Annotated in this window: 22 protein-coding genes and 1 tRNA gene; 20 read left to right on the top strand and 3 right to left on the bottom strand. The window is 63.1% G+C overall.

Translation table 11 applies throughout. The annotated features are described in order from the left end of the window. Positions 1-108 precede the first annotated feature (108 nt). From pdxR to C8348_RS21995, 10 genes are all read left to right on the top strand, one after another. Complete coding sequence (gene pdxR, locus C8348_RS15740) at positions 109-1581, top strand: MocR-like pyridoxine biosynthesis transcription factor PdxR (protein ID WP_106754322.1); 1473 nt, start codon at positions 109-111, stop codon at positions 1579-1581. Between the two features lie 121 nt (positions 1582-1702). Continuing rightward, positions 1703-2779: an extracellular solute-binding protein gene (locus C8348_RS15735; RefSeq protein WP_106754321.1), complete on the top strand. Its 1077-nt coding sequence runs from the start codon at positions 1703-1705 to the stop codon at positions 2777-2779. A 141-nt stretch (positions 2780-2920) separates the two neighbouring features. Continuing rightward, positions 2921-4042, top strand: coding sequence for an ABC transporter ATP-binding protein (locus tag C8348_RS15730; protein ID WP_106754320.1), 1122 nt, complete (start codon positions 2921-2923; stop codon positions 4040-4042). Beyond that, positions 4042-4911 carry an ABC transporter permease gene (locus tag C8348_RS15725; protein WP_106754319.1) on the top strand — a complete coding sequence of 290 codons (870 nt, stop codon included), beginning with the start codon at positions 4042-4044 and terminating at the stop codon, positions 4909-4911. Before C8348_RS15730 ends, C8348_RS15725 begins: the two co-directional genes overlap by 1 nt. A gap of 12 nt (positions 4912-4923) precedes the next feature. Next, positions 4924-5784 carry an ABC transporter permease gene (locus C8348_RS15720; protein ID WP_106754318.1) on the top strand — a complete coding sequence of 287 codons (861 nt, stop codon included), beginning with the start codon at positions 4924-4926 and terminating at the stop codon, positions 5782-5784. 6 nt (positions 5785-5790) lie between these two features. Then, positions 5791-7413 carry a GMC family oxidoreductase gene (locus C8348_RS15715; protein WP_106754317.1) on the top strand — a complete coding sequence of 541 codons (1623 nt, stop codon included), beginning with the start codon at positions 5791-5793 and terminating at the stop codon, positions 7411-7413. 9 nt (positions 7414-7422) lie between these two features. Beyond that, positions 7423-8751: an NAD(P)/FAD-dependent oxidoreductase gene (locus C8348_RS15710; protein WP_244294033.1), complete on the top strand. Its 1329-nt coding sequence runs from the start codon at positions 7423-7425 to the stop codon at positions 8749-8751. 108 nt (positions 8752-8859) lie between these two features. Next, positions 8860-9168 (top strand): type II toxin-antitoxin system TacA family antitoxin, encoded by a 309-nt coding sequence (locus C8348_RS15705; protein ID WP_106754315.1) that lies wholly within the window; start codon positions 8860-8862, stop codon positions 9166-9168. Beyond that, complete coding sequence (locus C8348_RS15700; protein ID WP_106754314.1) at positions 9165-9710, top strand: N-acetyltransferase; 546 nt, start codon at positions 9165-9167, stop codon at positions 9708-9710. The genes C8348_RS15705 and C8348_RS15700 overlap by 4 nt, the downstream gene beginning before the upstream one ends. 85 nt (positions 9711-9795) lie before the next feature. Next, positions 9796-10386 carry a hypothetical protein gene (locus C8348_RS21995; protein ID WP_157950445.1) on the top strand — a complete coding sequence of 197 codons (591 nt, stop codon included), beginning with the start codon at positions 9796-9798 and terminating at the stop codon, positions 10384-10386. Positions 10387-10472: 86 nt separating this feature from the next. Here C8348_RS21995 and C8348_RS15695 read toward each other — a convergent pair. Further along, positions 10473-10549: transfer RNA gene (locus C8348_RS15695), tRNA-Met, on the bottom strand. A 390-nt stretch (positions 10550-10939) separates the two neighbouring features. Further along, positions 10940-12148 (bottom strand): tRNA 2-thiouridine(34) synthase MnmA, encoded by a 1209-nt coding sequence (gene mnmA / locus C8348_RS15690; protein ID WP_106754313.1) that lies wholly within the window; start codon positions 12146-12148, stop codon positions 10940-10942. Positions 12149-12584: 436 nt separating this feature from the next. Between mnmA and C8348_RS15685 the strand changes: the two genes are divergently transcribed. From C8348_RS15685 to flhA, 9 genes are all read left to right on the top strand, one after another. Continuing rightward, positions 12585-14807 carry a flagellar hook-length control protein FliK gene (locus C8348_RS15685; protein ID WP_157950444.1) on the top strand — a complete coding sequence of 741 codons (2223 nt, stop codon included), beginning with the start codon at positions 12585-12587 and terminating at the stop codon, positions 14805-14807. Between the two features lie 149 nt (positions 14808-14956). Continuing rightward, entirely contained in the window at positions 14957-15625 is a 669-nt protein-coding gene (locus tag C8348_RS15680; protein ID WP_106754311.1) for a flagellar hook assembly protein FlgD, read from the top strand. A gap of 272 nt (positions 15626-15897) precedes the next feature. After that, positions 15898-16173, top strand: a complete 276-nt coding sequence (sciP, locus tag C8348_RS15675) for a CtrA inhibitor SciP (protein WP_106754310.1) — start codon at positions 15898-15900, stop codon at positions 16171-16173. 376 nt (positions 16174-16549) lie between these two features. Next, positions 16550-18166 carry a flagellar basal-body MS-ring/collar protein FliF gene (gene fliF / locus C8348_RS15670; protein ID WP_106754309.1) on the top strand — a complete coding sequence of 539 codons (1617 nt, stop codon included), beginning with the start codon at positions 16550-16552 and terminating at the stop codon, positions 18164-18166. A 3-nt stretch (positions 18167-18169) separates the two neighbouring features. Continuing rightward, on the top strand, positions 18170-19219 hold the full coding sequence (gene fliG / locus C8348_RS15665; RefSeq protein ID WP_106754308.1) for a flagellar motor switch protein FliG: 1050 nt from the start codon (positions 18170-18172) through the stop codon (positions 19217-19219). Positions 19220-19244: 25 nt separating this feature from the next. Then, positions 19245-19949 carry a FliH/SctL family protein gene (locus C8348_RS15660; protein ID WP_106754307.1) on the top strand — a complete coding sequence of 235 codons (705 nt, stop codon included), beginning with the start codon at positions 19245-19247 and terminating at the stop codon, positions 19947-19949. Then, the gene (fliN, locus tag C8348_RS15655) at positions 19946-20287 is read left to right on the top strand and encodes a flagellar motor switch protein FliN (RefSeq protein ID WP_106754306.1); all 342 of its coding nucleotides are present in this window, start codon (positions 19946-19948) and stop codon (positions 20285-20287) included. Before C8348_RS15660 ends, fliN begins: the two co-directional genes overlap by 4 nt. Positions 20288-20308: 21 nt before the next feature. Beyond that, positions 20309-21664 (top strand): sigma-54-dependent transcriptional regulator FlbD, encoded by a 1356-nt coding sequence (gene flbD, locus C8348_RS15650; protein WP_106754305.1) that lies wholly within the window; start codon positions 20309-20311, stop codon positions 21662-21664. 31 nt (positions 21665-21695) lie between these two features. Then, the gene (gene flhA / locus C8348_RS15645) at positions 21696-23849 is read left to right on the top strand and encodes a flagellar biosynthesis protein FlhA (RefSeq protein ID WP_106754304.1); all 2154 of its coding nucleotides are present in this window, start codon (positions 21696-21698) and stop codon (positions 23847-23849) included. Positions 23850-23884: 35 nt separating this feature from the next. Here the strand turns inward: flhA and C8348_RS15640 are convergent, their stop codons facing one another. After that, positions 23885-24163, bottom strand: coding sequence for a hypothetical protein (locus C8348_RS15640; RefSeq protein WP_106754303.1), 279 nt, complete (start codon positions 24161-24163; stop codon positions 23885-23887). Positions 24164-24308: 145 nt separating this feature from the next. Between C8348_RS15640 and C8348_RS15635 the strand changes: the two genes are divergently transcribed. Further along, positions 24309-24923: a GNAT family N-acetyltransferase gene (locus C8348_RS15635; protein ID WP_106754302.1), complete on the top strand. Its 615-nt coding sequence runs from the start codon at positions 24309-24311 to the stop codon at positions 24921-24923. The last annotated feature ends 172 nt before the right edge of the window (positions 24924-25095 follow it).

Raw genomic sequence — 25095 nt, 5'->3', positions numbered from 1 at the left:
GCTTTGGCCTGGGGGCGGCCTTGATGCTTCGATCACGAGCCTATCCGGAATTGGTCTTGATATAAGGTCCGCTTTGGGCAAAATCGCATACCAATTTGGAGGCGAGCCATGAAGCGTCATGCCGGGGCGGTGCTGTCGTCGATCAAGATCGACAAGGGGGCCGAGAAGAAGATCTCGATCCAGCTTTACATGGCGCTGCGTGATTTGCTGCTCAACGGTGGCCTTGCGCCGGGCGAGCGCCTGCCGGCAACGCGAACCCTCGCCGAGGAGATCGGCGTCTCCCGCACCACGGTGATCGATGCCGTCGAGCGGCTGGTGTCGGAGGGGCTGCTGGAGGCGCGGGTCGGGTCCGGCACCTATGTCAGCGAGGCGCTGACCGGGCGTCTGGAGCCGAAACCGCTGCCGGCCGGCGACACGGCGATCAAGGCCATTCCGCGCCTGTCCCACGCCACGCGCCATGCCATCCCGGAATTCGTCCGGCGCACGCGCCTGCCGCATAAGTCCCAGGCCTTCACAACGGCGCTGCCAGCGCTCGATGCCTTTCCGATGGCGCAATGGGCCAAGCTCTCGGCCCGCCACTGGCGCAAGGACCGGGACGACATCATGGGCTATGGCGAGCCCTTCGGCTATGCCCCCTTGCGGGCTGCCATTGCGCGCCAGCTCAACGCCTCGCGCGGGATCAAATGCGCACCGGAGCAGATCTTCATCACCAATGGTGCGCAGCGGGCCTTCTCGTTGATCGGCGGCATGCTGGTCAATCCGGGTGAGCCGATGTGGTTCGAAAATCCCGGTGCGATTGGCGCACGCAATGCCTTCGTTGCCATCGGTGCCATCCCCATTCCGGTGGCGGTCGATCAGGAGGGGCTCTGCGTCCAGGATGGTCTTGCCAAGGCACCGCATTTCCGGCTCGCCTTCGTGACCCCGTCGCATCAGCAGCCACTTGGCCATGTGATGAGCCTGCCGCGCCGGCTGGCGCTCCTGAAGGCGGCCAGTGAAGCCGATGCCATGATCGTCGAGGACGATTACGATGGTGAGTTCTATTACGGTGACCAGCCGCCACCGACCCTCAAGAGCATCGATACCCACGGCCGGGTCATCTACGTCGGCACCTTCTCCAAGTCGCTGTTTCCCTCGCTCCGGCTTGGCTATGCCCTGGTGCCGGACGGGCTGGTCGAGAGCTTTCAGCGCATCAGTCAGACCTGGCTCAGCGGTGTCCCGACCGTGACGCAGGCCATCGTTGCCGAATTCATGGACGAGGGCATGTTTGCCACGCATATCCGCACCATGCGGCAGATCTACAAGGATCGGCATGATCTGCTGATTTCCGCGGCCCGGCGCCTGTCCGGGCGCATCGACCTGCAGCCGACCCAGAGCGGCTTCCACGCCGTCGGCATGCTTGCGCCCGGGCTGGAAGAGGCAGACATTGTCGAGAAGGCGCGGCAGGCCGGGATCGTGATTGCCGGCCTTGGCCGCTACACGGTCGCCCCCATCGCCGAACGTGGTCTGGTCTTCGGCTTTGGCTGCGCCGCCCCCGATGACATCCGCAAGGGTCTGGACACACTGGACCGACTGCTGCGCTGATGCGGTGCCAGAAGTGGACTGCAAGAATATCTGCAATGGATATATTTTGCAGACCAATCGACCCTTAGGCTTTTGATCGAGACAGCCGAGAGTGCGTCTGTTGCATTGAAGGGAGGAAACAATGCATACCAGAACAATGCTTGCAGGTTTGCTGGCGGCCACGATGCTGGCCGGCGTGAGTGGTGCCAATGCCGAAACGCTGCGGATTCTCACCTGGGGCTCCTATGCTCCCGATGAGCTGATCCAGAAGTTCGAAGCCGAAAATCCGGGCGTCAAGGTCGAGGTCACCTTTTCGAACAATGAGGAAATGATTGCCAAGCTGCGCGCCACCGGTGGCTCAGGCTTTGACCTTGCCCAGCCCAGCCACGACCGCATCTACGCCGCGCAGCTGGAATACGGCATCTACAAGCCGCTCGACCTGTCGAAGATCGATACCGGCGTGATGGAAGCCTCGCTCCTTGATGGCGTGAAGGCCAACACCACGATCGAAGGCCAGGTCTATGCCGTGCCGCACCAGTGGGGCACCTCTGGCCTGATGGCCGACACGTCCAAGGCGCCGAACATCAAGGGCTGGGGCGATCTCTGCGACCCGCAGTACAAGGGCAAGACGTCGATGCGCCTGCGTCGCACGATCCTGCTCGGCACGGCCTTCGCCATGGGCGAGGATCCGTTCGCGGCCTATGCGGACTTGGCCAAGTACCAGACCATTCTCGACAAGGTTGCCGACAAGCTCATCGCCTGCAAGGACAACATCAAGGCCTACTGGAACTCGGGCGATGACCTCAGCGCCATGATGCTGTCGGGTGAAATCGTCGCGTCCGAGACCTGGGACTCCACCGCGTTCAAGCTCTACGACCAGAACAAGAACATCGTCTTCGTGCCGCCGGCCACCGGCGCCCTGGCCTGGATCGACACCTTCGCCATTCCGGCAAAGGGTGCGGCGGATGATGTGGCTTACAAGTGGATCAACTTCGTCCTGCGTCCTGAGAACGTGACCCTCATGTCCGCCAGCACCGGCGCCATCGCAGCGGTCAAGGGCGGCAAGGATCTGCTGCCTGAGGACAAGAAGGCCGCCGTCAACGCGTCCTTTACCGATGCCGACATCGCCAACCTGAAGTTCTTCGCCAACATCCCGTCGGGCGTGGAAGACATGGAAGGCAAGACCCTGGAAAAGATCAAGGCTGCCACCGGCGGCTGATCGTGGGCATGGTCTGCAGCTGCGCGCGTCCCCTGTGCGCAGCTGCATCTTTTTTCCGCCCCGCCTCCCTGACGCGTGGCGCGTGATCGCGGCAGCCTGTTTCTTGCTGTCCCTTCAGTTCCTTCTCGCGCGGCTTGCCATATGACGATGTCCCAGGTTCCTGATCTCGAATGCACTGACATTGCCAAGTCTTTCGGCGCCTTTCGCGCGGTGAAGGACATTTCCTTCGAAATTCCCAGTGGCTCGTTTTTTTCCATTCTCGGGCCGTCCGGCTGCGGCAAGACGACCCTGATGCGCATGATTGCCGGGTTCGAGGAGCCGACCAGCGGCGACATCCGCATCAAGGGCCATTCGGTGCTGGGCACGCCGCCGAACCGGCGCAACGTCAAGATGGTGTTCCAGCATCTGGCGCTGTTCCCGATGATGAATGTCTTCGAAAACATCGCCTATGGCCTGCGCTGCAAGGGCGTTGCCAATGCTGAAATCCGGCGCAAGGTCCACGATGTGCTGGAGCGCATCGCCCTGCCGGACGTGGCGGAGCGGGAAATCCACCAGCTTTCCGGCGGTCAGAAGCAGCGCATCGCCATTGCGCGCTGCATGGTGCTGGATCCGGATGTGCTGCTGCTCGATGAACCCCTCGGCGCGCTCGACCTGAAGCTGCGCGAGGCCATGAAGATCGAGCTGAAGCTGCTGCAGCACCAGTTCAACACCACCTTCATCTACATCACCCACGACCAGTCCGAAGCCCTCGTCATGTCCGACCGGGTCGCGATCATGAACCAGGGCCGCTTCGAGCAGATCGGCGCGCCGCAGGAGCTGTACCACCATCCGAAGACGGCCTTCGTTGCCGGCTTCGTCGGCGACAGCAACCGCTGGTCCGGCAAGGTGCGGGTGAGCGACGGCACCGGCGGGAAGGTCGAGACCCTGCAAGGATTGCAGATGGCCTTCACCGCAGCCGGTGGCCAGAGCGTTCGCGATGGGGATGCGGTCGAGATCTTCGTCCGGCCCGAGTTCATCCGCACGCACCGCAAGTCCGCAGGACCTGCAGCAAACGCGCCGGACGAAAACCGGATGGACGGGAGCGTCGAAAGCCTTCTGTTCAACGGCGCCAACAGCCGCGTTCTGGTGCGCAGCGACCATGGCGAACTGATCGAGGCCGACATCACGCTGACCGGCGACAATGATGTCCGTCCGGGCGAGGCTGTCACGCTGCTCTGGTCGGCCCGTCACGCCATGTGCTTTGCCGGCGGAGGGGCCGGCTGATGCTGCAGAAGGATTTCAAGCGCCTGGTGCTGATCCTGCTGTTCACGCCCTTTGCGCTGTGGATCAGCCTGCTGATCATTCTGCCGCATATCGGCATGATCCGCCTGTCCCTGCGCGAGAAGGTTGCTCCGCGCGTCTATGAGTTCGGCTTCGGCCATTACATCGACTTCCTGCAGGAGCCGATCTACTGGAACACGCTGCTGCGCACCGGCTCCATGTCGCTGCTGGTCACGGCTCTGGCGCTGCTCATCGGCTTCCCGATTGCCTATTACATCGCCAAGCTTGCCGGCAATCGCACCCGCGGCGCGCTGTTCCTCCTGTGCCTGGTGCCGCTCTGGGTCAGTGATCTCATTCGCGCCTTCGGCTGGATCCTGCTGCTGCGCGAAACCGGGGTGCTGTCCTCTTTCCTGCAGTGGACCGGCGTCGTCAGCGGCCCGGTCGAGTTTCTCTACAACGACGTCACCGTCGTCGTCGGCCTCGTCTACACCGTCATGCTGTTCATGATCGTGCCGCTGGTCTCGACGCTCGATGGCATGGACAACGCCATGATCGAGGCCGGCTACAATCTGGGCGGCAACGGCTTCACGGTGCTGCGGCGGATCATCATCCCCTATGCCATGCCCGGCATTGTCTCGGGCTGCATCGTCGTCTTCATGCTGACGGCCGGGTCCTATCTCACGCCGATCCTTCTCGGTGGCAAGAACTCCAGCTGGTTCACCGAACAGATCTACAATCAGTTCATCACCCGCTTCAACTGGGAGGCGGGGGCTGCCTTCGGCATACTGTTGCTGCTGTTCACCTCGCTCGTCATCTGGCTGGGTCTCAAGCTCAGCGGCCAGACCCTGGCCAACACTGTTGCCAGAAGCTGAGGGAGAGGCAGGATGCTCCGCACCAATCGGCTCACGCCCTTCCTTCTCGGCTACCGGCTCTATGTCGCGGTCTTCTTCCTGTTTCTCGCCGCGCCCCTGGTGGCCGCTGCCGCCTTTGCCTTCAACGACAGCCTGTTCCCGGCCTTGCCCTGGCAAGGCTTCACCCTCGACTGGTTCTTCAACCCGACCGAGCCCAAGCGCGGCATGTTCTATGACCGGCGGCTGCTCAGCGGCCTCTATTACTCGTTCGTCATCGCCTCCTGCGTGGCGGTCCTGTCGGTGGCCTTCGGCACGACCAATGCTTTCCTGTTCGTGCGCGGTGATTTTCCGGCGAAGAACTTCTTCTACATCCTCATGGTCGTTCCGCTGGTCATTCCGGGCGTCATCCTGGGCATCTCGATCCTCGTTCTGGCCAGCGACACGGCCAATGCTCTCGAAGGCGCGCTGGGCATGGAGTTGAGCTTTTTGAGGCCCGGGCTGTTCCTGGTGGTGCTTGGCCAGTTCTCCTTCATCACCACCATCACCTCGCTGGTGATCACCGCGCGGCTGAAGAAATTCGACGGTGCGCTGGAGGAGGCTGCGCTCAACCTCGGTGCAAGCCGGCTCCGGGTGCTGGCCACGATCACGCTGCCGTTCCTGCGGCCGGCCATGATCGCCTCCGGCATCGTCGCCTTCCTGGTGTCGTTCGAGAATTTCAACACGACCCTGTTCCTGGTGGGTTCCGACGCTCCGCTGACGATCACCATGTACGACCGCATGGCCAAGGTCGGCTCGACGCCGGTCCTCAATGCGGTGTCGGTCTTCCTGATGCTCGGATCGGGACTGCTGGCGCTGGTTTCCATCCTCGTTCAACGCGACAAGACGGCGCGATAGGCCATCATGCAAGAGTTCGACTTCATCATCGTGGGGGCCGGCTCTGCCGGAGCCGTGCTGGCCGACCGGCTGTCGGAAAGCGGCCGCTTTTCCGTCTGCGTGCTCGAGGCGGGCGGCTCGGACCTCAACTTCTGGATCTGGATGCCGATCGGCTACGGCAAGGCCTTCTACAATCCCGCGATCAACTGGATGTACCGCACCGAACCCGATCCCGGCCTCGATGGCCGCACCGGCTACTGGCCGCGCGGCAAGGTGCTCGGCGGCTCCAGCTCGATCAATGCCATGGTGTATATCCGCGGCCAGCATGACGACTTCAACGACTGGGCCGCCATGGGCAACCCCGGCTGGGGCTGGGACGATGTGCTGCCCTATTTCAAGCGCAGCGAGACCAATGCCGCCGGAGGCGATGCCTATCGCGGTGACCAGGGCCCCTTGCATGTCATGACCCCCGCGCGCGATCTGCATCCGCTCTGCGACGTGTTTCTTTCGGGCTGCGAACAGGCCGGCTTCCGCCGCAACCCGGACTTCAACGGTGCCTCGCAGGAAGGCGTTGGCCTCTATCAGATCACGGCCAAGGGCGGCTTTCGCATGTCGACGGCCAGGGCCTATCTGGCGCGGGCGCGCCGGCGGTCCAATGTCACCGTCCTCACCCATGCCCATGCCACGCGGGTCGAGCTTGAGGGCCGGCGTGCGGTCGGCGTGACCTTCCGCCGGGGGGCGGAGGAACTGCGCGTCAACGCCCGGCGCGAGGTCATCCTCAGCGCCGGCGCGGTGAACTCGCCGCAGCTGTTGCTGCTCTCCGGCATCGGCGCGGGCGACAGCCTGCGGGCAAAGGGCCTCGAGGTCCGGGTCGAGCGCAAGGGCGTTGGCCGCAACCTGCAGGACCATCTCGGGCTGGACTATCTCTACCGCTCCAGGGTGCCGACCCTCAACGACCAGCTCCACCCCTGGTGGGGCAAGCTGTGGCAGGGCCTGCGCTACGTCCTGACACGGCGCGGTCCGCTGTCGCTCAGCGTCAACCAGGCTGGCGGCTTTGTCCGGTCCTCGCCGGAAGCCGCCCGGCCCAACATGCAGCTCTACTTCTCGCCGGTCAGCTACACCAAGGCGCCGAAGGGCAAGCGGCCGCTGATGAATCCGGATCCGTTTTCCGGTTTCCTGCTCGGCTTCCAGCCGACGCGGCCAACCAGCCGCGGGTCTATTGGCCTCAGGTCCAACGACCCGATGGACGCGCCGGAAATCCACCCCAACTCTCTCGCCACCGTGCAGGATCAGGTGGAGATGGTCGAGGGCTGCCGCCTGATGCGCCAGATTGCTGCCTCACCGGCCATGCATTCCGTGATCGAGACGGAAATCGTGCCGGGGGCCAAGGTCGAGAGCGATCTCGACATGCTGGCCGATGTGCGCGCCCGCTGCTCCACCGTGTTCCACCCGGTCAGCACCTGCCGCATGGGGCCCGATCCGGACGTGGACGTGGTCGACAACCGGCTGCGGGTCTATGGGGTCGAGGCCTTGCGCGTCATCGATGCCTCGATCTTTCCGACGGTCACCTCGGGCAACACCAACGCGCCCACCATCATGGTTGGCGAGAAGGGGGCAGACCTTGTCCTCTTCGATCACCGCGCAAGCTGAAGGCCACCCATGACCCCAGCCATGGCTGCAACCGATGCCCTGTTCGCCCCCGACTTCAAGCCAGAGCCCTATTGGTGGCATTCTGGTCCCGGCAAGGACACCGGTCCCGACCTCAGCCTGACGCCGCTGCCGCCCGAAGCCGATGTGGTCATCATCGGCGCCGGCTACACCGGGCTCAACGCCGCGCTGCAGACCAGCCGGGAAGGGCTGTCGACGCTGGTGCTGGACGCGGAATCCGCCGGCTGGGGCTGCAGCACGCGCAACGGCGGACAGGTCTCGACCAGCGTCAAGCCGTCCTTTGCCGCGCTCTCCCGCAAGCATGGCCCGGACATCGCCCGTGCCATTCTGGAGGAAGGCCAGTCATCTCTCGATTACATGCATGCGCTGGTACGCGATGAGGCGCTCGACTGCGGCTTTGCCGAGGTCGGCCGCTTTCACGGCGCGCACAAGCCGCATCTCTATGACAGCCTCGCGCGTGACTGTGCCGCGGGCCATCCGGTCTGGAAAACCGGTGCCTATATGGTGCCGAAGGCCGAGATGGCGCGGGAGCTGGGCACCGCCGCCTATCACGGCGGCATGATCTTTCCGCGCCATTGCAGCATCGATGTCGGCCGGTACCATCCGGCCCTGCTTGCCCGTGTGCTGGCCGCCGGCGCCCTTGTCAAAAGCCATTGCCCGGCAACGCGGCTGGAGCGGCAGGGCAGCGGCTTTGCCGTGACAACGCCCGCCGGCACCATCCGCGCCGGCAAGGTCATCCTTGCCACCAACGGCTATTCCGGGCCGCTGTCCCCGCATCACCAGCGCCGCATCATCCCGATCGGCTCCTACATCATCGCCACCGAGGAATTGCCGCAGGCCCTCGTCGACCGCCTGTTCCCGACCGACCGCATCCTCTCCGACACGCGCAAGCTCGTCTATTACTACCGCCTGTCGCCGGACCGCCGCCGCGTTCTCTTCGGCGGCCGCGTGTCCCTCAGCGAGACCGACCCGCGCATCAGCGCCGTCACCCTGCACCGCGACCTTGTCGCCCTGTTCCCGGAGCTTGAGCCCTACCGCATCAGCTACGCCTGGATGGGCTTTGTCGGCTACACGTTCAACACGCTCGCCCATTGCGGGGAAGACAAAGGCCTCTATCACGCCATGGGCTATTGCGGGGCCGGCGTCGGCATGGCCAGCTACCTCGGCATGCGCATGGGCCGCAAGGCCGCCGGCCGCGAAACCACCCCGTCCGCCTTCGAACGCCTTCCGTTCCCCACCCGCCCCCTCTACACCGGCACCCCCTGGTTCCTCACCCCGTCCGTGTTGCTCTACCGTTTGCGTGACCGGTTCGGGGTGTGAGGGAAAAGCCGTGGCTCAACTGTGGGATATTGTTTGTGTCTCGGAAGGAGTACGCCTCTGCGGCTTCGCGGTGTACAATTTGGGCAGTTTCACAGTTAGGCAACGGCCATGTCCGCATCGGACGACACGCCCAAGGACATTGACGCGCGCGCAAGCGAGCCAATGACGCTCGACGTCACGCCGCATATCAAGCAGACGATCCAGCGGGCGGCCGCGCTCAGTGGCGTCGATGACAGCGTGTTCACGATGAACGCGGCCTATCAGTCCGCACTGGCAACCATTGCCGCGCATGAGCGCACAAGCCTCGCCGCCGCCGATCATGCCGTCTTCTTCGAGGCCCTGGACAATCCGGCACAGCCCACCGAACAGCTCAAGCGCGCCTTTGCCCGCCACAAGTCGCGCGTCCTGTCGAAGTGAATGACAGCGCGTCCCGGCATTATCTTGTCGAGCTGTTCGATCCGGAGAAGCACGACCGTGCAGGCTTTAGCTGCGGCGTCGCGCAGGTCGACAATTTCTTCAGGCGGAAGGCCAACAAGCTGGCGAAGGCGGACAATACGCGCGTCTATGTCATGACCTCGCCCGACGCCGACCTGATCGGCTTCTATGCGCTCAATGCCCACACGATTGACTATGGCGAACTGCCGCCCCGGTTTGCCCGAACCCGTCCGGCGCATGGCTTCATCCCCGCAGCATTTCTGGCCATGATCGGGGTGGACCAACGCTTCTCGGGTCAAGGGTTTGGCGGCGACCTCTTGGCCGATGCGCTGCGCCGCATTGTCCTTGCCGCCGATCACATCGGCATTGCTGTCGTGATCCTTGATGTCCTTGACGACGGCAACGCCGACCTTGTCACCCGGCGGAGCAAGCTCTACGCCGGCTACGGCTTCCAACCCTTGCCATCAAATCCGCTGCGCATGTTCCTGCCCGTCGCGACGGCGCGGATGTTGCTTGATCTGTGAGGGGATAGTAGTGAAAAACTAGTACTGTATTATCTGCTTCTTCGAGCGATATCTGAGGGCAATTCTTATGATAACGTCTGAGCAAATGACTGAGTTAATTTCGGATTTTCCAGAGCTTTCGGGTCCAGAGGTGAATCTATCGAAGGAAATATACGCACATTTCGGACTTTTGTTTTTTAAGTTCTCGCTTGTCGAGCATTCATTGATCAATGTGCTGACCTTCCATCACGTCGGCACAGCATTGGAAGCGGGTGAGATAGCTTCCCAGCAGGAATGGGAAGCAGCGCACGATTTCGGTTTTGAACGCGCGAGAAAAATGACACTTGGACACATGGTGAAAAGTGTTGCGGATATTGGGGAATTTTCGACAATGCGCCATCGTTTATTTGAAGCTAAAAAACGGCGCGACTATTTTGCACATCATTTTTTCCGCGAGGAGGCCGCCTCATTTCTGAGCAATGAGGGGTGTTGGTATATATTATACCATATAAAGCAACTGAGAGATTTCCTTGTTAGTCTGGATTCTGATCTCGATGAGCCGTTGAAAATAATGTGCGGCAGGCTTTCAATTAACTTACCAAATGATGATCAACAAAAATCTGAATACACTGCATTAATAGAGGAATCTAACTTTCGATTCTCATCGAACTTCGACAAATTTGATTGGTCTATATAGTGAGAATTCGGGTGCTCAAGTGAACATCGGTTTCTTAATCAGCTACTACTATATTGAGTTTAAGAAACGCAAGAAATATTCCAAAATGGTAGCGGAGGAGGGACTCGAACCCCCGACACGCGGATTATGATTCCGCTGCTCTAACCAACTGAGCTACTCCGCCATCCGGTCCGAGGTCCGGGCGTGTTGGCTTTGCATGGCCAATGTGCCGGGGTCGGATGGACCGGCGTCTTGTGCGACGCCGGATGTGGCGTGCTTATAGAAAGGAGCGGGGCGGCCTGTCAAGCGGACTTGCGGCCTCCCGCATCAGAGTTTTTTGCCGGCTGTGGATGAACGTGCCGGGGAGCGAGACCCGGCCTGGCCGGTCGCCGCGCCGCGCCGGGCCGGGGCGGCTCCAGGGGAGGAGGAGGGGGCCACGCCCCGGCGTTCCGGGTGCCGGGGCGGGGCTTGTACCAAGGCGCTGAGATGCTGACGCAAGCACGCCTTGAAAAGGCTCAACCGCCGCCCGGGCTTGGCCCAACTCCCGGTGAGTGAGGCTCATCACGAGCTGGTCTTAGCCGCGAACGGGCGTGGCGGTGACAGCCACCGCATGGGTGCGCACCTCCGCGCGGGAAAAGTCCGGGGCGGCGGTGAGGCCGACCGACCGGGCGCGGGCGATCCAGCCGCCGCCCAGCACGCGCGCGCCGGGGCTGTCGCTGTCGAAGAACACGCAGGCCTGGCCGGGGGCGACGCCGGTCTCGCCGTCGGTGAGGTCCACCCGCGCCTGGCCGTTGTCCAGCGTCAGCCGCGCCGGGGTGGGCGGCCGGGTCGAGCGCACCTTGGCGAAGACGTCGCAGCTCATGGTCTCGGCAAGCGGTGTGCCGCCCAGCCAGTTGACATCGCGCAGCTCCAGCGTCCGGGTGGCGAGCGCCTCGCGCGGGCCGACGAGCACGCGGCGGTTCGGCGCGTCGAGATGCACCACATAGAGCGGCTCGCCGGTGGCCACCCCAATGCCGCGGCGCTGGCCGATGGTGTAATGGATGATGCCGTCGTGGCGGCCAAGCACGCGCCCGTCCACATGCACGATCTCGCCCGGCTCTGCTGCCTCCGGCCGCAGCTTGCGGATCACGTCGGAATACTTGCCGTTCGGCACGAAGCAGATGTCCTGGCTGTCCTGCTTGTCGGCGACGGAGAGGCCGAATTCGTGTGCCAGCGCGCGCACCGCCGGCTTTGCCATGCCGCCGAGCGGAAAGCGCAGGAAGTCGAGCTGCGCCTGCGTGGTGGCGAAGAGGAAATAGCTCTGGTCGCGGTCGAGATCGACCGGCCGGTACAGCGCCCGGTGCGCGCCCTCCTGCTCCGAGCGCACATAGTGCCCGGTGGCCAGCACGTCGGCACCCAGCGTGCGCGCGGTCTCCAGGAGGTCGGAGAACTTGACGGTCTGGTTGCAGGCAACGCAAGGCACCGGCGTCTCGCCGTTCATGTAGCTGTCGGCGAAGCGGTCGATCACGGCTTCCTTGAAGCGGCGCTCGTAGTCCAGCACGTAATGGGGAATGCCGAGCCGTTCGGCAACGCGGCGGGCATCGTGGATGTCCTGGCCGGCGCAGCAGGAGCCGGCGCGGTGCACGGCGGCGCCATGGTCATACAGCTGCAGCGTGACGCCGATGACGTCATAGCCTTCGCGCTGCATCAGGCCGGCAACAACGGAGGAGTCCACGCCGCCGGACATGGCGACAACCACACGCGTGTCCTTGGGCGCACGCGGCAGGTCGAGGGAATTCAGCATCTGAGGTCGATCCTTGCGCCTTGGCGGGGTCAAGGTCCGCCAGTCGGGGATGAAATGTCGCCCCGCAACAGGCGCACAGCCAGGGTGGCTTGCCCTTGGCAAGGCACGTCAGGGCCGGCAGGTCCGATTGCGAGAAACACGCCGCTTATACAGAAACTTGCGGCCAAAGCCAAATCAGCCCGGTGCGGGGCGGCAATCTCTGCCGGGTGCGCCTGCAACTTCTGCCGCTGGGCCGCGCGCGATTGCTGCGGCTTGTGCGGTGGCCTCTGCCACTTTCTTGATTCAAAACAGCATTTTAGCCTGAGGAAAACTGGCGCGGGCATTGCATTGGCACTCGTGTGTGAAATCCGCCGTGCCCGGCATGTTCGGGCCGTTGTGTGGCGGTGGCGGTGAAGTGAGGGTGCTCGTGCAGGCGTTTCAGCTCCGGTTCGATCAAATGGGTGCAGCGGGTGTCGGTGCTGCGGTCGCGGATCCTGCGTCCGGTGATGCGGCCAGCGGCGCCTTTGCCGGTCTTCTGGCTGCGCTGGAAGTCGATCCTGCCGCTTCGTCCGGCGCTGCCGTTTTGCCTGCGGTCGCTCAGCCGCAGCAGGTGGCCGGTCTTCCGGGCGCCACGGTGCCTGTTGCCGGTGCTGTGCCGCTGCAGGAAGGCATGACGGCGGCAGATCTGCCCGGTTCCACTGGCCCGGATTCCGCTGGCAATGCGTCCGGTCTTCCGGCGCAAGCCAAGGTGCCCGGTGGGCCGGATGCTGCAGCGGCGGGGCCAGATGCGCCTGAAGTGATTTCGCCAGGGATGGCTGATCTTGAAGCTGGCTATGTTCAGACTGCCAGTCTGGAGGCGGCCCTCGCCATGGCGGCGCTGATGCCGCCGGTGCCGGTGCAGCCGCCCGTTCCCGCCGCCCCCCTGGCCCTGGTGCCGGAAGCTCGGGCCGGTGTTGCCGCGGGCGAGACTGCTTTCGGGGCTGCTGGGTCCGATGCGGCGGGGCCTGCAGGCCCGGGGCAGGTCGCGGCCGATGCCCGGCCGTCCGGCTCCGCGCCGACGACAGGGGCAAGCGCACCGCAGGGGCCTCAGCTCCAGATGCCGGCGCAGGTCACTGGCATGGCGCAGGCCCCCGGCATGGCGCAACCTGCGGTCAAGGCTGCAGCGCTGGCATTCCCCGTAGCCCAGCCTGGTGACAGGGATGAGACGCCGACATCTGCCCCGGCTCAGTCCGCTGCCGCCGCAGAGGCGCCTGCAGGCGAGGCCGAGGCGGCGCCGGTCCTGACGGCGAAGCCGGTGCCGACGATGCCCGGCAGCTGGGAAACCCAGGTTCCGGAGCCGGGCAAGGACGGCACAAGCCGGTTTTTCGCCGCGCCTGAGCCTGTTGATCCCGCGCGCCTGACCGGCAAGTCCGGGGCGACAGCCGAAGGCACGGTCGATCCGCGTGAACCGGTCCGGCCAGTGGCGCTTGCACAAGTCCAGGCACAGGCACAGGCATCAGACGCTGCTGACGTCAATCCGCTGTTCGCCCGGCTCGCCGAGGCCGTTGGTGGCGCCTTCACCTTGAAGGCCGAAGTCATGCCGGCCCAGTCACAGGCAACCCAGCCAGTCCAGTCGGGAAACAGCCAGACCGTGCCGCCGGCCCAGGCGGCCGTGGTGCCTGCCGGCTCAGGGCCGGATCTGCTGCAATTCGCCATGGCCAGTACCGGTCCCAATGCTGATGTCGAGGCGGTCAGCCTTCAGGAGCCTGGCCTTGATGTTGCGGATCCTGCGCCCGTTCTGGTTGCTGGTGCGGCAACGCAGGCTGCGAAAGTGGCCCCTGTCCGCGCGCCCAACACCCGTTCGGGCCTGGCGAGTGAGGCAAGTCTTCTGGCTGCTGATCCCGATTCAACGGATCTGGCTGAGCTGCAAGATCGCTCGCCTCTGGCCAATCGGCTTGCCGCCGCCGCCGAGGGACAGTTTATGCAAGGCTCGTCGCTGCGCGGCACCGCCGGTGCCGATGCGGCCTCGGCCGGCTCAAATGAGGCGGCTGCCCGCTTGACAGGCCAGGCGGCAGCCGGCTCGTCGCGGGGGGAGGCTCCGGCACTGGCCATTGCCATGGAGGCAGCCGCCGCGGCGGCTGAATTCGGCGAGAGCCTCAGTGATGCTGATGCGATGTTCGGCGCGCGGGGCGCGACACCCATGACCCGGGCCGAGGCGCAGGCCGCCAACCTGCCGGGGCCACAGATGGCCCAGGCCGCGGCAGCGCAGGTCGCGGCCCAGATGCAGCAGCAGGCCCGGCCGGGCCAGAGCCGGTTCCAGATCCGTCTCGACCCGGCTGAACTCGGCCGCATTGATGTGGAGATGACTGTCACCAAGGATGGCGAGGTCAAGGCCAAGCTGACGGTCGACAAGTCGGAAACCCTCGACCTGTTCATGCGTGACCAGCGCAGTCTGGAACGGGCGCTGGAAGCGGCGGGTCTGAAGGCGGAGCAGGGCAGTCTGCAATTTTCGCTGCGTGATGAGGGGGGGCGTTCATTCTCGTTCAGTGGCGAGGGAAGCGATCACAATGGCTCGCGGCAGCAGGGCGGTGACGGACAGTCGGCTGAGGCCGATGCCAGCCAGGCTGAGCGTCTTGCAAGCGAGCGTGTGGCACAGCTTTACCGGGGCAACGCATCGGGCGGGCTCGATATTCGGATTTAAGCTTGGATGCTGGTGCTTTGGCATCCGGCAAGATGAGTGAAACAGCGTTTCCGGCTGGAAACGCGCCAGAAAAAAGGCCGGGCTGCACTGCGTTTGATCGAAACGGCAAGCTGTCCGAAGTGCGGAACGACTGAAGGAGTTTAAGTGTCATGACAACAGTCAGCAGTGCCGGCACAGCGGGAGCTTCCGGAAACTCGGCAACCGAACAGAGCCGCAAGGCCCTGTTCGGCAGCTATGATCTGTTCTTGACCTTGTTGACGACGCAGATCAAGAATCAGAACCCGCTGGAGCCTATGGATCCGGCTCAATATACCCAGCAGCTGGTTCAGTATTCGACCGTCGAGCAAGGGATTAAGACCAACGAACAGCTTGCCAGCCTGCTCAGCGTTATCCAGTCGGGGCAGGCCAGCAGTTATGTATCGTATCTGGGGTCCTATGTTTCGGCTTCAGGCGATACGACCATGATGGCTGACGGTCAGGCGACCTGGAACTACTCGGTCCCCAACGATGCCAAAGGTACGGTGGAGGTGCGCAACTCCGGCGGTGCGCTGGTCTATCGCGGTGACGTCAGTCTCAACAAGGGCAGCGGCACCTACACTTGGGATGGCAAGATGAGCGAGGGCGGAACTGCAGGCCCGGGAGCGTATACGGTCAAGTTCTCGGTTTTTGACTCCGGCAGCAATCAGCAGACGGTCACGACCGAAGTGAAGGGAAAAGTCGACAAAGTTGATATTTCCAGCGGCACGGCATACCTGAAAATCGGCGATGTCCGCATTCCGGTCGCATCCGTGAAGTCGGTTTCCTCGACAGCCCTTTAAGATCTTCAGTACTTCCATTTTGCTGTCTGGCGGCTGACGCTTTCGCGTCGGCCGCCTTTTTGTTGAAGCCGTTGCGTCATCCGCCATTTCATGGTTAGCGCTGCGTTAATGTGTCCGAACAAAGGCAATGCAAATCGCGACGAAGACTTTAATAACAACTGAAGAAATTGCAATTTCGTGGTTAATCATCGGTGTATCGTTGCTTAGGTAAATTTTAAATCCCGGCGTGTAATCTCACTTTTAAACCTGGTCATGGTTTGTGTGAGAGTACAATGACCGAGCAAATTCGTTCGCGTGTAAAATATGTAATTGGGCCTGACGGCAGTCCGCTGACGATTGCGGATCTGCCACCTCCGAGCACCAAGAGATGGGTGATCCGGAGGAAGGCCGAGGTCGTCGCCGCAGTTCGTGGTGGCTTGTTGTCGCTGGAGGAAGCATGCCAGCGCTACACGCTGACGGTTGAGGAGTTTCTGTCCTGGCAGAGCTCAATCGAGCGCCACGGACTGGCTGGCCTGCGTGCTACGCGGGTTCAGCAGTACCGAAATTAACAGCCCGGCGCCCCCCGCGCGCACGGACTGAACCTCCAACACCTAAGCCTGGCCCACCGGCCAGGCTTTTTTTATGGCCATCGCCGTGCGAGGCAAGAGGGAGGTAGGGCGACCTCGCGCCCGGATTCGGTCCCGCCTTTCGCCAGATATGAGTGATTGGTTAATGCTGCTCGGCACTTTCTACCGTTTTGCGAAATGAGGCGGCAGTCAGAACTGGCTGAAAACAGCCATTCCCGTTCGCGGCGCCGATATTCGTTAATAACTTGTTTACCTTCTGGCGGGCAAATTTTGCCTATCGGACAATGGCGCGTCGGCAATGCGGGGGATTCGATTCCCCTGGTGTCTGCGGCGGGGCAAACAAGTTGAGCGGGCAAACGTGAACGGATTGATCGAATTCATTCGGACCATGGGTCCAACGCGCATCGCCGCGATGGGCGCGGTGGCGGCAATTCTGGTCGGGATGTTCGCCTTCATCATCTTCCGGGTGACCGCTCCGGAAATGGGGCAACTCTACTCGAACCTGACGATCGAGGACTCCGCCCAGATCGTCAACAATCTGGAGCAACTGGCGATCCCTTATCAGTTGCGCCAGGAGGGGGCGACCATCCTCATTCCGAAGGATCAGATTGCCCGCACCCGCATGCGCCTTGCCGAGGAGGGCCTGCCGACGGGAGGCTCGGTCGGCTACGAGATATTTGACCGCTCCGATACGCTCGGTGCCACGAGTTTTGTCCAGAACATCAATCACCTGCGTGCGCTTGAAGGCGAACTGGCGCGCACGATCCGTTCGATCGACCGCATTGTCTCGGCGCGTGTGCATCTGGTGATCCCGGAGCGCCAGCTGTTCCAGCGCGACGTCCGTCCGCCGTCTGCCTCGATTGCGATCAAGGTTCGTGGCTCCCTCGGTGGAAGCGAGATCCGGGCCATCCAGCATCTGGTCGCCGCAGCTGTTGACGGCCTGACGCCTGAGCGCGTGTCGATCGTGGATGATGCCGGCCGCCTGCTGGCCACCGTCGGAGATGACAATCCGGACAACATGTCCGCCGGCAAGATTCAGGAGCGGACCTTCGAGGTCGAGCAGCGGCTGCGCAACCAGATCGAGGAAATCCTCAACAGCGTGGTCGGGCCGGGTCGCGCCCGCGTCCGTGTCGCAGCCGACGTTGATTTCAACCGGATCACCGAAACCCAGGAGCGTTTCGATCCGGAGGGCCAGGTCGTTCGCTCGACCCAGAGCAAGGAAGAAAACACCACCCGCACCAACCAGCAGGCCGGTGTGACGGCCGGCAACCAGATCCCGAACGCGGATGCGGGCGGGGCCGGCGGCGACACCGAAGGATCCAGCCTGACCGAGGAGATCGTCAACTTCGAGGTGTCCAAGGCGATCCGGACCGAAGTCATCGAGGCCGGCCGCGTCAAACGCCTTTCGGTGGCTGTGCTGGTAGACGGGATCTATGAGCCCAATGCGGAAGGCGTGATGCAATATGCACCGCGCCCGCAGGAGGTCCTGGATCGCATCTCCGTGCTGGTACGTTCGGCGGTTGGCTTTGATGCGGCGCGCGGCGATGTGGTCGAGGTCGTGAACCTGCGCTTTGCCACCGCGCCTGAGCCGGACTTCGACACGGCGGAAGCCGGCATGTTTGACTTCACCCGCGACGACATCATGCGCTTTGCCGAGCTTGGCGTGCTGATGTTGATCTCGTTGCTGCTGCTGCTCTTCGTGGTGCGCCCGCTGCTCAAGCGGATCGTGACGCCGGAAGAAAAGACGGCCCAGGAACTGGTCATCGCTCCGGATGGAACGCTGGTCGCCCAGTCTGAGTTGCCGGCCGGTGAACTGGTCGAGGAGGACGACGGCATCGTGATCGAGTGGCTGGAAGAGGCCAAGCGCGAAGGCGCGCTGCAGGCCTCGTCCATCGCCAAGGTTGGCGCAATGATCGAAGATTACCCGACCGAGGCCGTGACCATCGTGCGCGGCTGGCTGGATGAGGCGGCATAAGATATGGCGACGGATTCCCTTCAGAACCAGCTGACCGTCTCCGACGACGGGATTGAGCGCGAGCTAAAAGGAGCGGAGCGTGCGGCCGTTCTCATGCTGGCGCTTGGTGAAGTGCACGGCAAGCAGATCTGGGCCCGTCTCGATGAGATCGAGGTGCGCCAGATTTCTGCTGCCATGGCCAAGCTTGGCCCGGTAACACCCAACATGTTGCAGGACCTGTTTGCCGATTTCGTCCGCCGCCTGTCGTCGCGCGGATCGCTGATGGGCAATGTGGACGCGACCGAGCGCCTGCTGGCTGCCTTCCTGCCCGGCGACAAGGTGGCGACGATCATGGAGGAAATCCGTGGTCCTGCCGGCCGCAACATGTGGGAGAAACTTTCCAACGTGCAGGAAAACGTTCTCGCCAACTACCTGAAGAACGAATACCCGCAGACCGTTGCCGTCGTGCTGTCGAAGATTGACCCCGATCATGCCGCCAAGGTGCTCGGCATCTTGCCGGAAGATCTGGCGCTCGAGGTGATCAACCGCATGCTGCGCATGGAAGCGGTGCAGAAGGAGGTGCTGGAAAAGGTCGAACTGACCCTGCGCAAGGAGTTCATGTCGAACCTCACCAACACCAGCCGCCGCGATAGCCACGAGATGATGGCGGACATCTTCAACAACTTCGACCGCCAGACGGAAGCCCGCTTCCTGGCGGCGCTGGAAGAAGAGAACCGCGAGTCTGCCGAACGCATCAAGAACCTGATGTTCACCTTCGACGATCTGATGAAGCTCGATGCGGCCGGCTGCCAGACCTTGCTGCGCAACGTCGAGAAGGATCGGCTGGCGATCGCGCTCAAGGGCTCCAACGATGCGGTGCGCGAGTTCTTCTTCTCCAACATGTCTGGCCGTGCGGCCAAGATGTTGCAGGACGATATGGAGGCGCTCGGCCCGGTTCGCCTGCGCGATGTCGATGAAGCCCAGACCGGCATGGTCAACACCGCAAAGGATCTCGCTGCACGCGGCGAACTCATGATTTCGAAGTCGAAGAATGACGACGAGATCATCTATTGATCTCGGGCAACCTTAGGATCAGCGTATGTCACGCCTGAGCAAACCGTCGAAGTTCTTGTTCGACAAGAATTTCAACGTACCGGAGGTGCCCAAGGAAACGGCGCCGCCGGAACCCGTCGAACCGATGATGACCGTGGCCGAGCACGAACGTCTGATCGCCGCCGCCCGTGAGGACGCACGTCGCCAGGGGCACGCGGAAGGGCTGATGGAGGGGCGGTCCGGAGAGGAGCGTCGCCTGGTCGATCAGGTTGGCGACCTGGTCCAGGTCGTCTCCCGCCTGCTGGGGGCACTCGACGAGGCGCGCGAGGAGACCGAGAAGGACGCGGTGACGCTGGCATTCCTGGTCGCGCGCCGTCTGAGCGCCCATCTGATTGCCCGCAATCCGCTGGGTGAAACCGTGGCGCTGGTGTCGGAATGCCTCGGCCCGTTGCGGCAGGCGCCGCATCTGGTGATCCGGGTGGCGGAGCGGGATGTGGAGCCGCTCAAGGCGCGGCTTGACCCCGTGGTGCGGGAAAAGGGCTTTGACGGGCGTCTCGTCCTTCTGGGCGAGCCGGAGATTGCACGGGGCGATTGCCGGATTGAATGGGCCGATGGCGGCATCATGCGTGACCGCAAGGCGGTCGAGGCGCAAGTCGACCTGTCCATTCGCAACTATTTCGAGGCCAAGGCCGCTGCACGGGCACGAACCCGGCAGGCTGCCGTCGCAGGGGCCAGGGAGACTGAAGCATGACCAGTGACAGTGATCGCGGCATTCAGCTCGATGAACTCTCGCCGCAAGGCCGGCGCCGCGACGAGCGGGATGAAAACGCCGGGACCGCGCAGTCAGCGGCGGATCTTGAGGCGGTGTTCGATGTTCCAGTGCGGATTTCTGCCGTGCTGGGGCACTCGAGGCTGCATGTATCTGACCTTCTGAAGCTGGCGTCGGGGACCGTTCTCGAGCTGGATCGCAAGGTTGGCGAGGCGATCGACATCTATGTCAACGACCGCCTTGTGGCACGTGGGGAAGTGGTGCTCGTCGAGGACAAGCTCGGCGTGACCATGACGGAAATGATCAAGGCCGAGCGCTAAGAGCTTGAGCAGGAGACGACGATGCGCTTGCTGATTGTTGGCACGCTGGGTGGTCAGCTGACCACGGCTTCCAGGATCGCGATGCAGCGCGGTGCCCAGGTGACCCATGCCGAGGATGCTGAGGGCGCTCTGAAGGTGCTGCGGTCGGGCCGCGGCGCGGATCTGCTGATGGTGGACGTGAAGCTCGACATCGCCGCGCTTCTCGCAAGCCTTGCCGATGAGCGCATCCACGTGCCGATTGTCGCCTGCGGTGTCGAGACCGACGCCCGCGCGGCTGTTGCCGCCATTCGTGCCGGAGCCAAGGAATACATCCCGCTGCCGCCGGATCCGGAGATGATCGCGGCCGTTCTGGCCGCTGTCGCCCAGGAGCGCGGCGATCTCATCTACCGCGACGAGGCGATGGCGGCGGTGGTGAAACTGGCCGAGCAGGTTGCCCCCTCTGATGCCTCGATCCTGATCACCGGCGAGTCCGGTACCGGCAAGGAAGTCATCGCGCGGCACGTCCACCGTTCGTCCTCGCGCTCGGGCAAGCCGTTCATCTCCATCAACTGCGCTGCGATCCCGGAGCAACTGCTGGAATCCGAACTGTTTGGCCATGAGAAGGGCGCCTTCACCGGGGCTGTTGCCCGCCGTGTCGGAAAGTTCGAGGAAGCCGATGGCGGCACGCTGCTGCTGGACGAAATCTCGGAGATGGACGTCCGCCTGCAGGCCAAGCTCCTGCGCGCGATCCAGGAACGGGTGATCGACCGGGTTGGCGGTACGCGTCCCGTCCCTGTCGACATCCGCATCATTGCTACGTCGAACCGGGATCTTGCGGACAGTGTCCGTCAGGGCACATTCCGCGAGGATCTTCTGTTCCGCCTCAATGTGGTCAATCTCAAGCTGCCGCCGCTGCGCAACCGTCCGGCGGATGTCCTGGAACTGGCCAGCTATTTTGCCCGCCACTATGCCCAGGCGAATGGCCTTCCGGACCGGCCAATCAGCGCCGATGCGCGGCGTGCCCTCACCGGGAATCCCTGGCCGGGCAATGTGCGCGAGCTGGAAAACACCATGCACCGGGCAATCTTGCTCGCCAACGGTCCCGAGATCGGCGTCGACGCGATCCGCATGCCGGACGGCAGTCCGCTCACCGTGACCCGCAGCCCGGTGGAACGGGCCGTAGAGACAGCGGAGGCGGTCTCGCGTTCCCTCGTTGGCCGCACGGTGGCCGATGTCGAGAAGGATCTCATTCTCGACACCCTCGATCATTGTCTTGGCAATCGCACTCATGCCGCCAAGATTCTCGGCATTTCGATCCGCACCCTGCGCAACAAGCTGAACCAGTACATGGACGAAGGCGTCCTGGTGCCGGGGCCCGGCGAGGCGCGTGGCGCGTGACCACTGAACCAGGGCAGGCCAGGGGCACCCCATGACCGATACGTCCGCCAACGAGCCGACACCGCCGACACCGCCGCGCCCGCCGGCCGTGCCCAGCTTCGGCTTGCCGTCGGCTGGCGAGTTCCTGGATTCCATCCGCAAGGGCGATATCGGCCTGGCGGTCGGCGTGATGGTTATCCTCGTGATGCTCATCATGCCGATGCCGGCGATGTTGCTGGACTTCTTTCTGGCGATCTCGATCATCCTGTCGGTGATGATCCTGATGACGGGCCTGTTCATCCAGAAGCCGCTTGAGTTCTCGTCCTTTCCGACAGTCCTGCTGATCTCGACGATGCTGCGCCTGGCACTCAACCTGGCCTCGACCCGTCTTATCCTGGCCGGAGGACATGAGGGGACCGGGGCAGCCGGTCAGGTGATTCAGTCCTTCGGCAAGTTCGTCATGGGCGGAAACTTCGTCATCGGCATCATCGTCTTCGCCATTCTGGTGATCGTGAACTTCATCGTCATCACCAAAGGTTCCGGGCGTATCGCTGAAGTTGCAGCGCGCTTCACCCTGGACGCCATGCCCGGCAAGCAGATGGCCATCGATGCCGACCTGTCGTCCGGACTGATCGACGAGACGGAGGCCAAGCGCCGGCGCAAGGAACTGGAGGAGGAAAGCACCTTCTTTGGCTCCATGGACGGTGCCTCGAAATTCGTGCGCGGCGATGCCATCGCCGGTCTGCTCATCACCTTCATCAATGTCATCGGCGGCATCGTCATTGGTGTGGCCCAGATGGGGCTTACCTTTGGCGAAGCGGCGCAGAACTACACGATCCTGACCGTGGGCGACGGTCTGGTGTCGCAGATCCCTGCGCTCATCGTCTCCACTGCCGCCGGCATTCTCGTCTCCAAGGCTGGCGTCAGCGGCTCGGCCGACAAGGCGCTGGTCGCGCAGTTCACCGGCTATCCCAAGGCATTGGGCATGTCGTCCTTCGTCATGGTGGCATTGGCAATGCTGCCCGGCATTCCCATGGTGCCGTTCCTGGGGCTTGCGGCGTTGGCCGGCTGGCTGGCGGTCAAGGCGGGCAACGCGAAAAAGGTGACGGCCTTCCAGGCTGCGGCGGTCAAGGCTGTCGAGGCCGCCCCGAAGCCGGTTCCCGAACCACCGATCACCGACGCCCTCAAGATGGACGAACTGCGCATCGAGCTTGGCTATGCGCTCCTGCCCCTGATCAACGGCCAGCAGACCGGGCAGCCGGATCAACTCACCGAGCAGATCAAGGCCCTGCGCCGGCAGGTCGCGGCCGATATGGGCATCATCATGCCGCCGGTGCGCATCCTCGACAACATTCAGCTCGGCGCCAATGATTACACGATCAAGGTCAAGGAAGTGGATGCCGGCAAGGGCATGCTGTTCCCCAACCGTTTCATGGTCATGGATCCGGCTGGCGGCCAGGTGAAGATCCCCGGCACCAACACCACCGAGCCGACTTTCGGCCTCCCGGCCACCTGGGTCGAGGCGATCTATCGCGAGGATGCGTCCCTTCGCGGTTACACCGTTGTCGATCCCGCGACCGTCCTGTCGACGCATCTGACCGAGACCATCAAGGCCAATGTCGCCGAACTGCTCACCTATGCCGATGTGCAGAAGTTGCTGAAGGAGTTGAAAGGGGAGCAGGCCAAGCTGGTCGAGGACCTGATCCCGTCCCAGATCACCGTCTCTGGCATCCAGCGCGTGCTGCAGACCTTGCTGGGCGAACGCATCTCCGTGCGCGATCTCGGCACAATTCTGGAAGGCGTCGCCGAAGCCGCCGGCTTCACCCGCAATACCAACACCATCGCCGAGCATGTGCGCACGCGGCTGGCCCGCCAGATCTGTGCGGCCAACATGTCGCCGGGGGGGTATTTGCCGCTTGTCTCCCTGTCCCCGCGATGGGAGCAGTCCTTCATCGAGGCGATTGTCGGGGAAGGGGATGACCGTCAGCTGGCGATGCAGCCGTCGAAACTGCAGGAGTTCGTCACGCTGGTGCGTGATGCCTTTGAAAAGGCGGCGCAGCAGGGCGAAGTGCCGGTGCTTCTGACTTCACCGCAAACCCGTCCCTTCGTCCGCTCGATTGTCGAACGCTTCCGCGCCCACACGACCGTGATGAGCCAGAACGAGGTGCATCCGCGCGTCAAGCTGAAGACAATCGGATCAATCTGAGGCGGGGGCAGGGATGTGGTTCAGGCTGAGGCGCGTCAGACCAGGATGTTCAGACGGGACAGTGCTGAAGCGGTGCTGATATTGTTGCCCTGGAAGGCATCATATGTCTGCTGCTGGCTGACCGTCACAGTCGTCTGGTAGATTGAGTTCTGGACTTCCTGCGACAACGCCTTGGTCTTCTCGATCGATTTTCTGCGGACAGTCGCCCAGGCGTCATTGTAGTCCTTGAGAGTGACACGTTCTTTCTGCTGCCCGAACTTGTTGCCGGACCTGCCTCCGAATTTGTTACCGAAATTGTTTCCGATCTTTGCCATGCCTTCATGCTGGGCACATATGGTTAACACAGGGTTAATGGTCGCAATCTGCGTCAAATGCCGGTTGTCGGTTGTCGGCGGCGGGTGCTAAGCGATGGTCTTGTTTGCGCCCCCAAGGACTCGCCAGAACCCTCCAGGACTTTTCATGACCGCCCTCAATTTGAACGGATACACAGATCTTCCGCCCGGCAAGATCGCCTTTGTTGTCACCTATCTCGAGATGTTTGCCCGGCCGGCCCCGCGGCTTTCGCGCGCTCCGGAGGGCGTCACGTTGACCCGTTGGGAAAAGCCGGATCCAGAAACATACCTGCCGCTGTTTCGCGCCATTGGCGACGAATGGCTCTGGTTCTCCCGCCTCCTGATGCCGCGTGGCCGGCTTGCTGCGATCCTGGCGCAAGAGACCCGGACCATCCACGTTGCCGTTGCGGATGGCCGGCCTGTGGGGTTGCTTGAACTTGACTATGCTGATCCGGCCAATGTGGAACTGGCCTTTTTCGGCCTGGTGCCGCAGGAAACAGGTCGCGGCCTTGGCCGTTGGCTGATGGAAGCGGGGCTGGACATGGCCTGGGCGCGGCCCGAAACGCGGCGCTTCTATGTGCACACTTGCACTGGCGACAGTCCGGCGGCGCTTGGCTTTTATTGTGCCAGCGGGTTCACGCCTTACCGTCGCGCGCTGGAAGTCATCGATGACCCGCGCCTTTCCGGCCTGTTGCCGGACAGCGTCGGCCCGCATCTGCCGATCATCCGGCCGGATCGGTGAACTGCCGGCCCCAGCGCTGGCGGTAACGGTTAAAATGTCTTAAGAAGGGTTAACCAAACTGCCGACATTGCCGGTGGACGAGTGCCGGGGGGCCGGTCAGTGCGGTTTTAACTGCCGCGCAATTGGGTAAAAGTCCGCTTAACAAAAGCGACGTCCTCAACCTGGAATCACC

Source organism: Pannonibacter carbonis (assembly GCF_003012935.1).
Taxonomy (GTDB): Bacteria; Pseudomonadota; Alphaproteobacteria; order Rhizobiales; family Stappiaceae; genus Pannonibacter; species Pannonibacter carbonis.
This window is presented reverse-complemented; position numbering and strand designations above follow the sequence as displayed.

Excerpts from the sequence above, each read along its gene's own strand:
- pdxR (WP_106754322.1), top strand. The coding sequence starts at position 109 with ATGAAGCGTCATGCCGGGGCGGTGCTGTCGTCGATCAAGATCGACAAG.
- C8348_RS15735 (WP_106754321.1), top strand. The coding sequence starts at position 1,703 with ATGCATACCAGAACAATGCTTGCAGGTTTGCTGGCGGCCACGATGCTG.
- C8348_RS15730 (WP_106754320.1), top strand. The coding sequence starts at position 2,921 with ATGACGATGTCCCAGGTTCCTGATCTCGAATGCACTGACATTGCCAAG.
- C8348_RS15725 (WP_106754319.1), top strand. The coding sequence starts at position 4,042 with ATGCTGCAGAAGGATTTCAAGCGCCTGGTGCTGATCCTGCTGTTCACG.
- C8348_RS15720 (WP_106754318.1), top strand. The coding sequence starts at position 4,924 with ATGCTCCGCACCAATCGGCTCACGCCCTTCCTTCTCGGCTACCGGCTC.
- C8348_RS15715 (WP_106754317.1), top strand. The coding sequence starts at position 5,791 with ATGCAAGAGTTCGACTTCATCATCGTGGGGGCCGGCTCTGCCGGAGCC.
- C8348_RS15710 (WP_244294033.1), top strand. The coding sequence starts at position 7,423 with ATGACCCCAGCCATGGCTGCAACCGATGCCCTGTTCGCCCCCGACTTC.
- C8348_RS15705 (WP_106754315.1), top strand. The coding sequence starts at position 8,860 with ATGTCCGCATCGGACGACACGCCCAAGGACATTGACGCGCGCGCAAGC.
- C8348_RS21995 (WP_157950445.1), top strand. The coding sequence starts at position 9,796 with ATGACTGAGTTAATTTCGGATTTTCCAGAGCTTTCGGGTCCAGAGGTG.
- mnmA (WP_106754313.1), bottom strand. The coding sequence starts at position 12,148 with ATGCTGAATTCCCTCGACCTGCCGCGTGCGCCCAAGGACACGCGTGTG.
- C8348_RS15685 (WP_157950444.1), top strand. The coding sequence starts at position 12,585 with ATGGGTGCAGCGGGTGTCGGTGCTGCGGTCGCGGATCCTGCGTCCGGT.
- C8348_RS15680 (WP_106754311.1), top strand. The coding sequence starts at position 14,957 with ATGACAACAGTCAGCAGTGCCGGCACAGCGGGAGCTTCCGGAAACTCG.
- sciP (WP_106754310.1), top strand. The coding sequence starts at position 15,898 with ATGACCGAGCAAATTCGTTCGCGTGTAAAATATGTAATTGGGCCTGAC.
- fliG (WP_106754308.1), top strand. The coding sequence starts at position 18,170 with ATGGCGACGGATTCCCTTCAGAACCAGCTGACCGTCTCCGACGACGGG.
- C8348_RS15660 (WP_106754307.1), top strand. The coding sequence starts at position 19,245 with ATGTCACGCCTGAGCAAACCGTCGAAGTTCTTGTTCGACAAGAATTTC.
- fliN (WP_106754306.1), top strand. The coding sequence starts at position 19,946 with ATGACCAGTGACAGTGATCGCGGCATTCAGCTCGATGAACTCTCGCCG.
- flbD (WP_106754305.1), top strand. The coding sequence starts at position 20,309 with ATGCGCTTGCTGATTGTTGGCACGCTGGGTGGTCAGCTGACCACGGCT.
- flhA (WP_106754304.1), top strand. The coding sequence starts at position 21,696 with ATGACCGATACGTCCGCCAACGAGCCGACACCGCCGACACCGCCGCGC.
- C8348_RS15640 (WP_106754303.1), bottom strand. The coding sequence starts at position 24,163 with ATGGCAAAGATCGGAAACAATTTCGGTAACAAATTCGGAGGCAGGTCC.
- C8348_RS15635 (WP_106754302.1), top strand. The coding sequence starts at position 24,309 with ATGACCGCCCTCAATTTGAACGGATACACAGATCTTCCGCCCGGCAAG.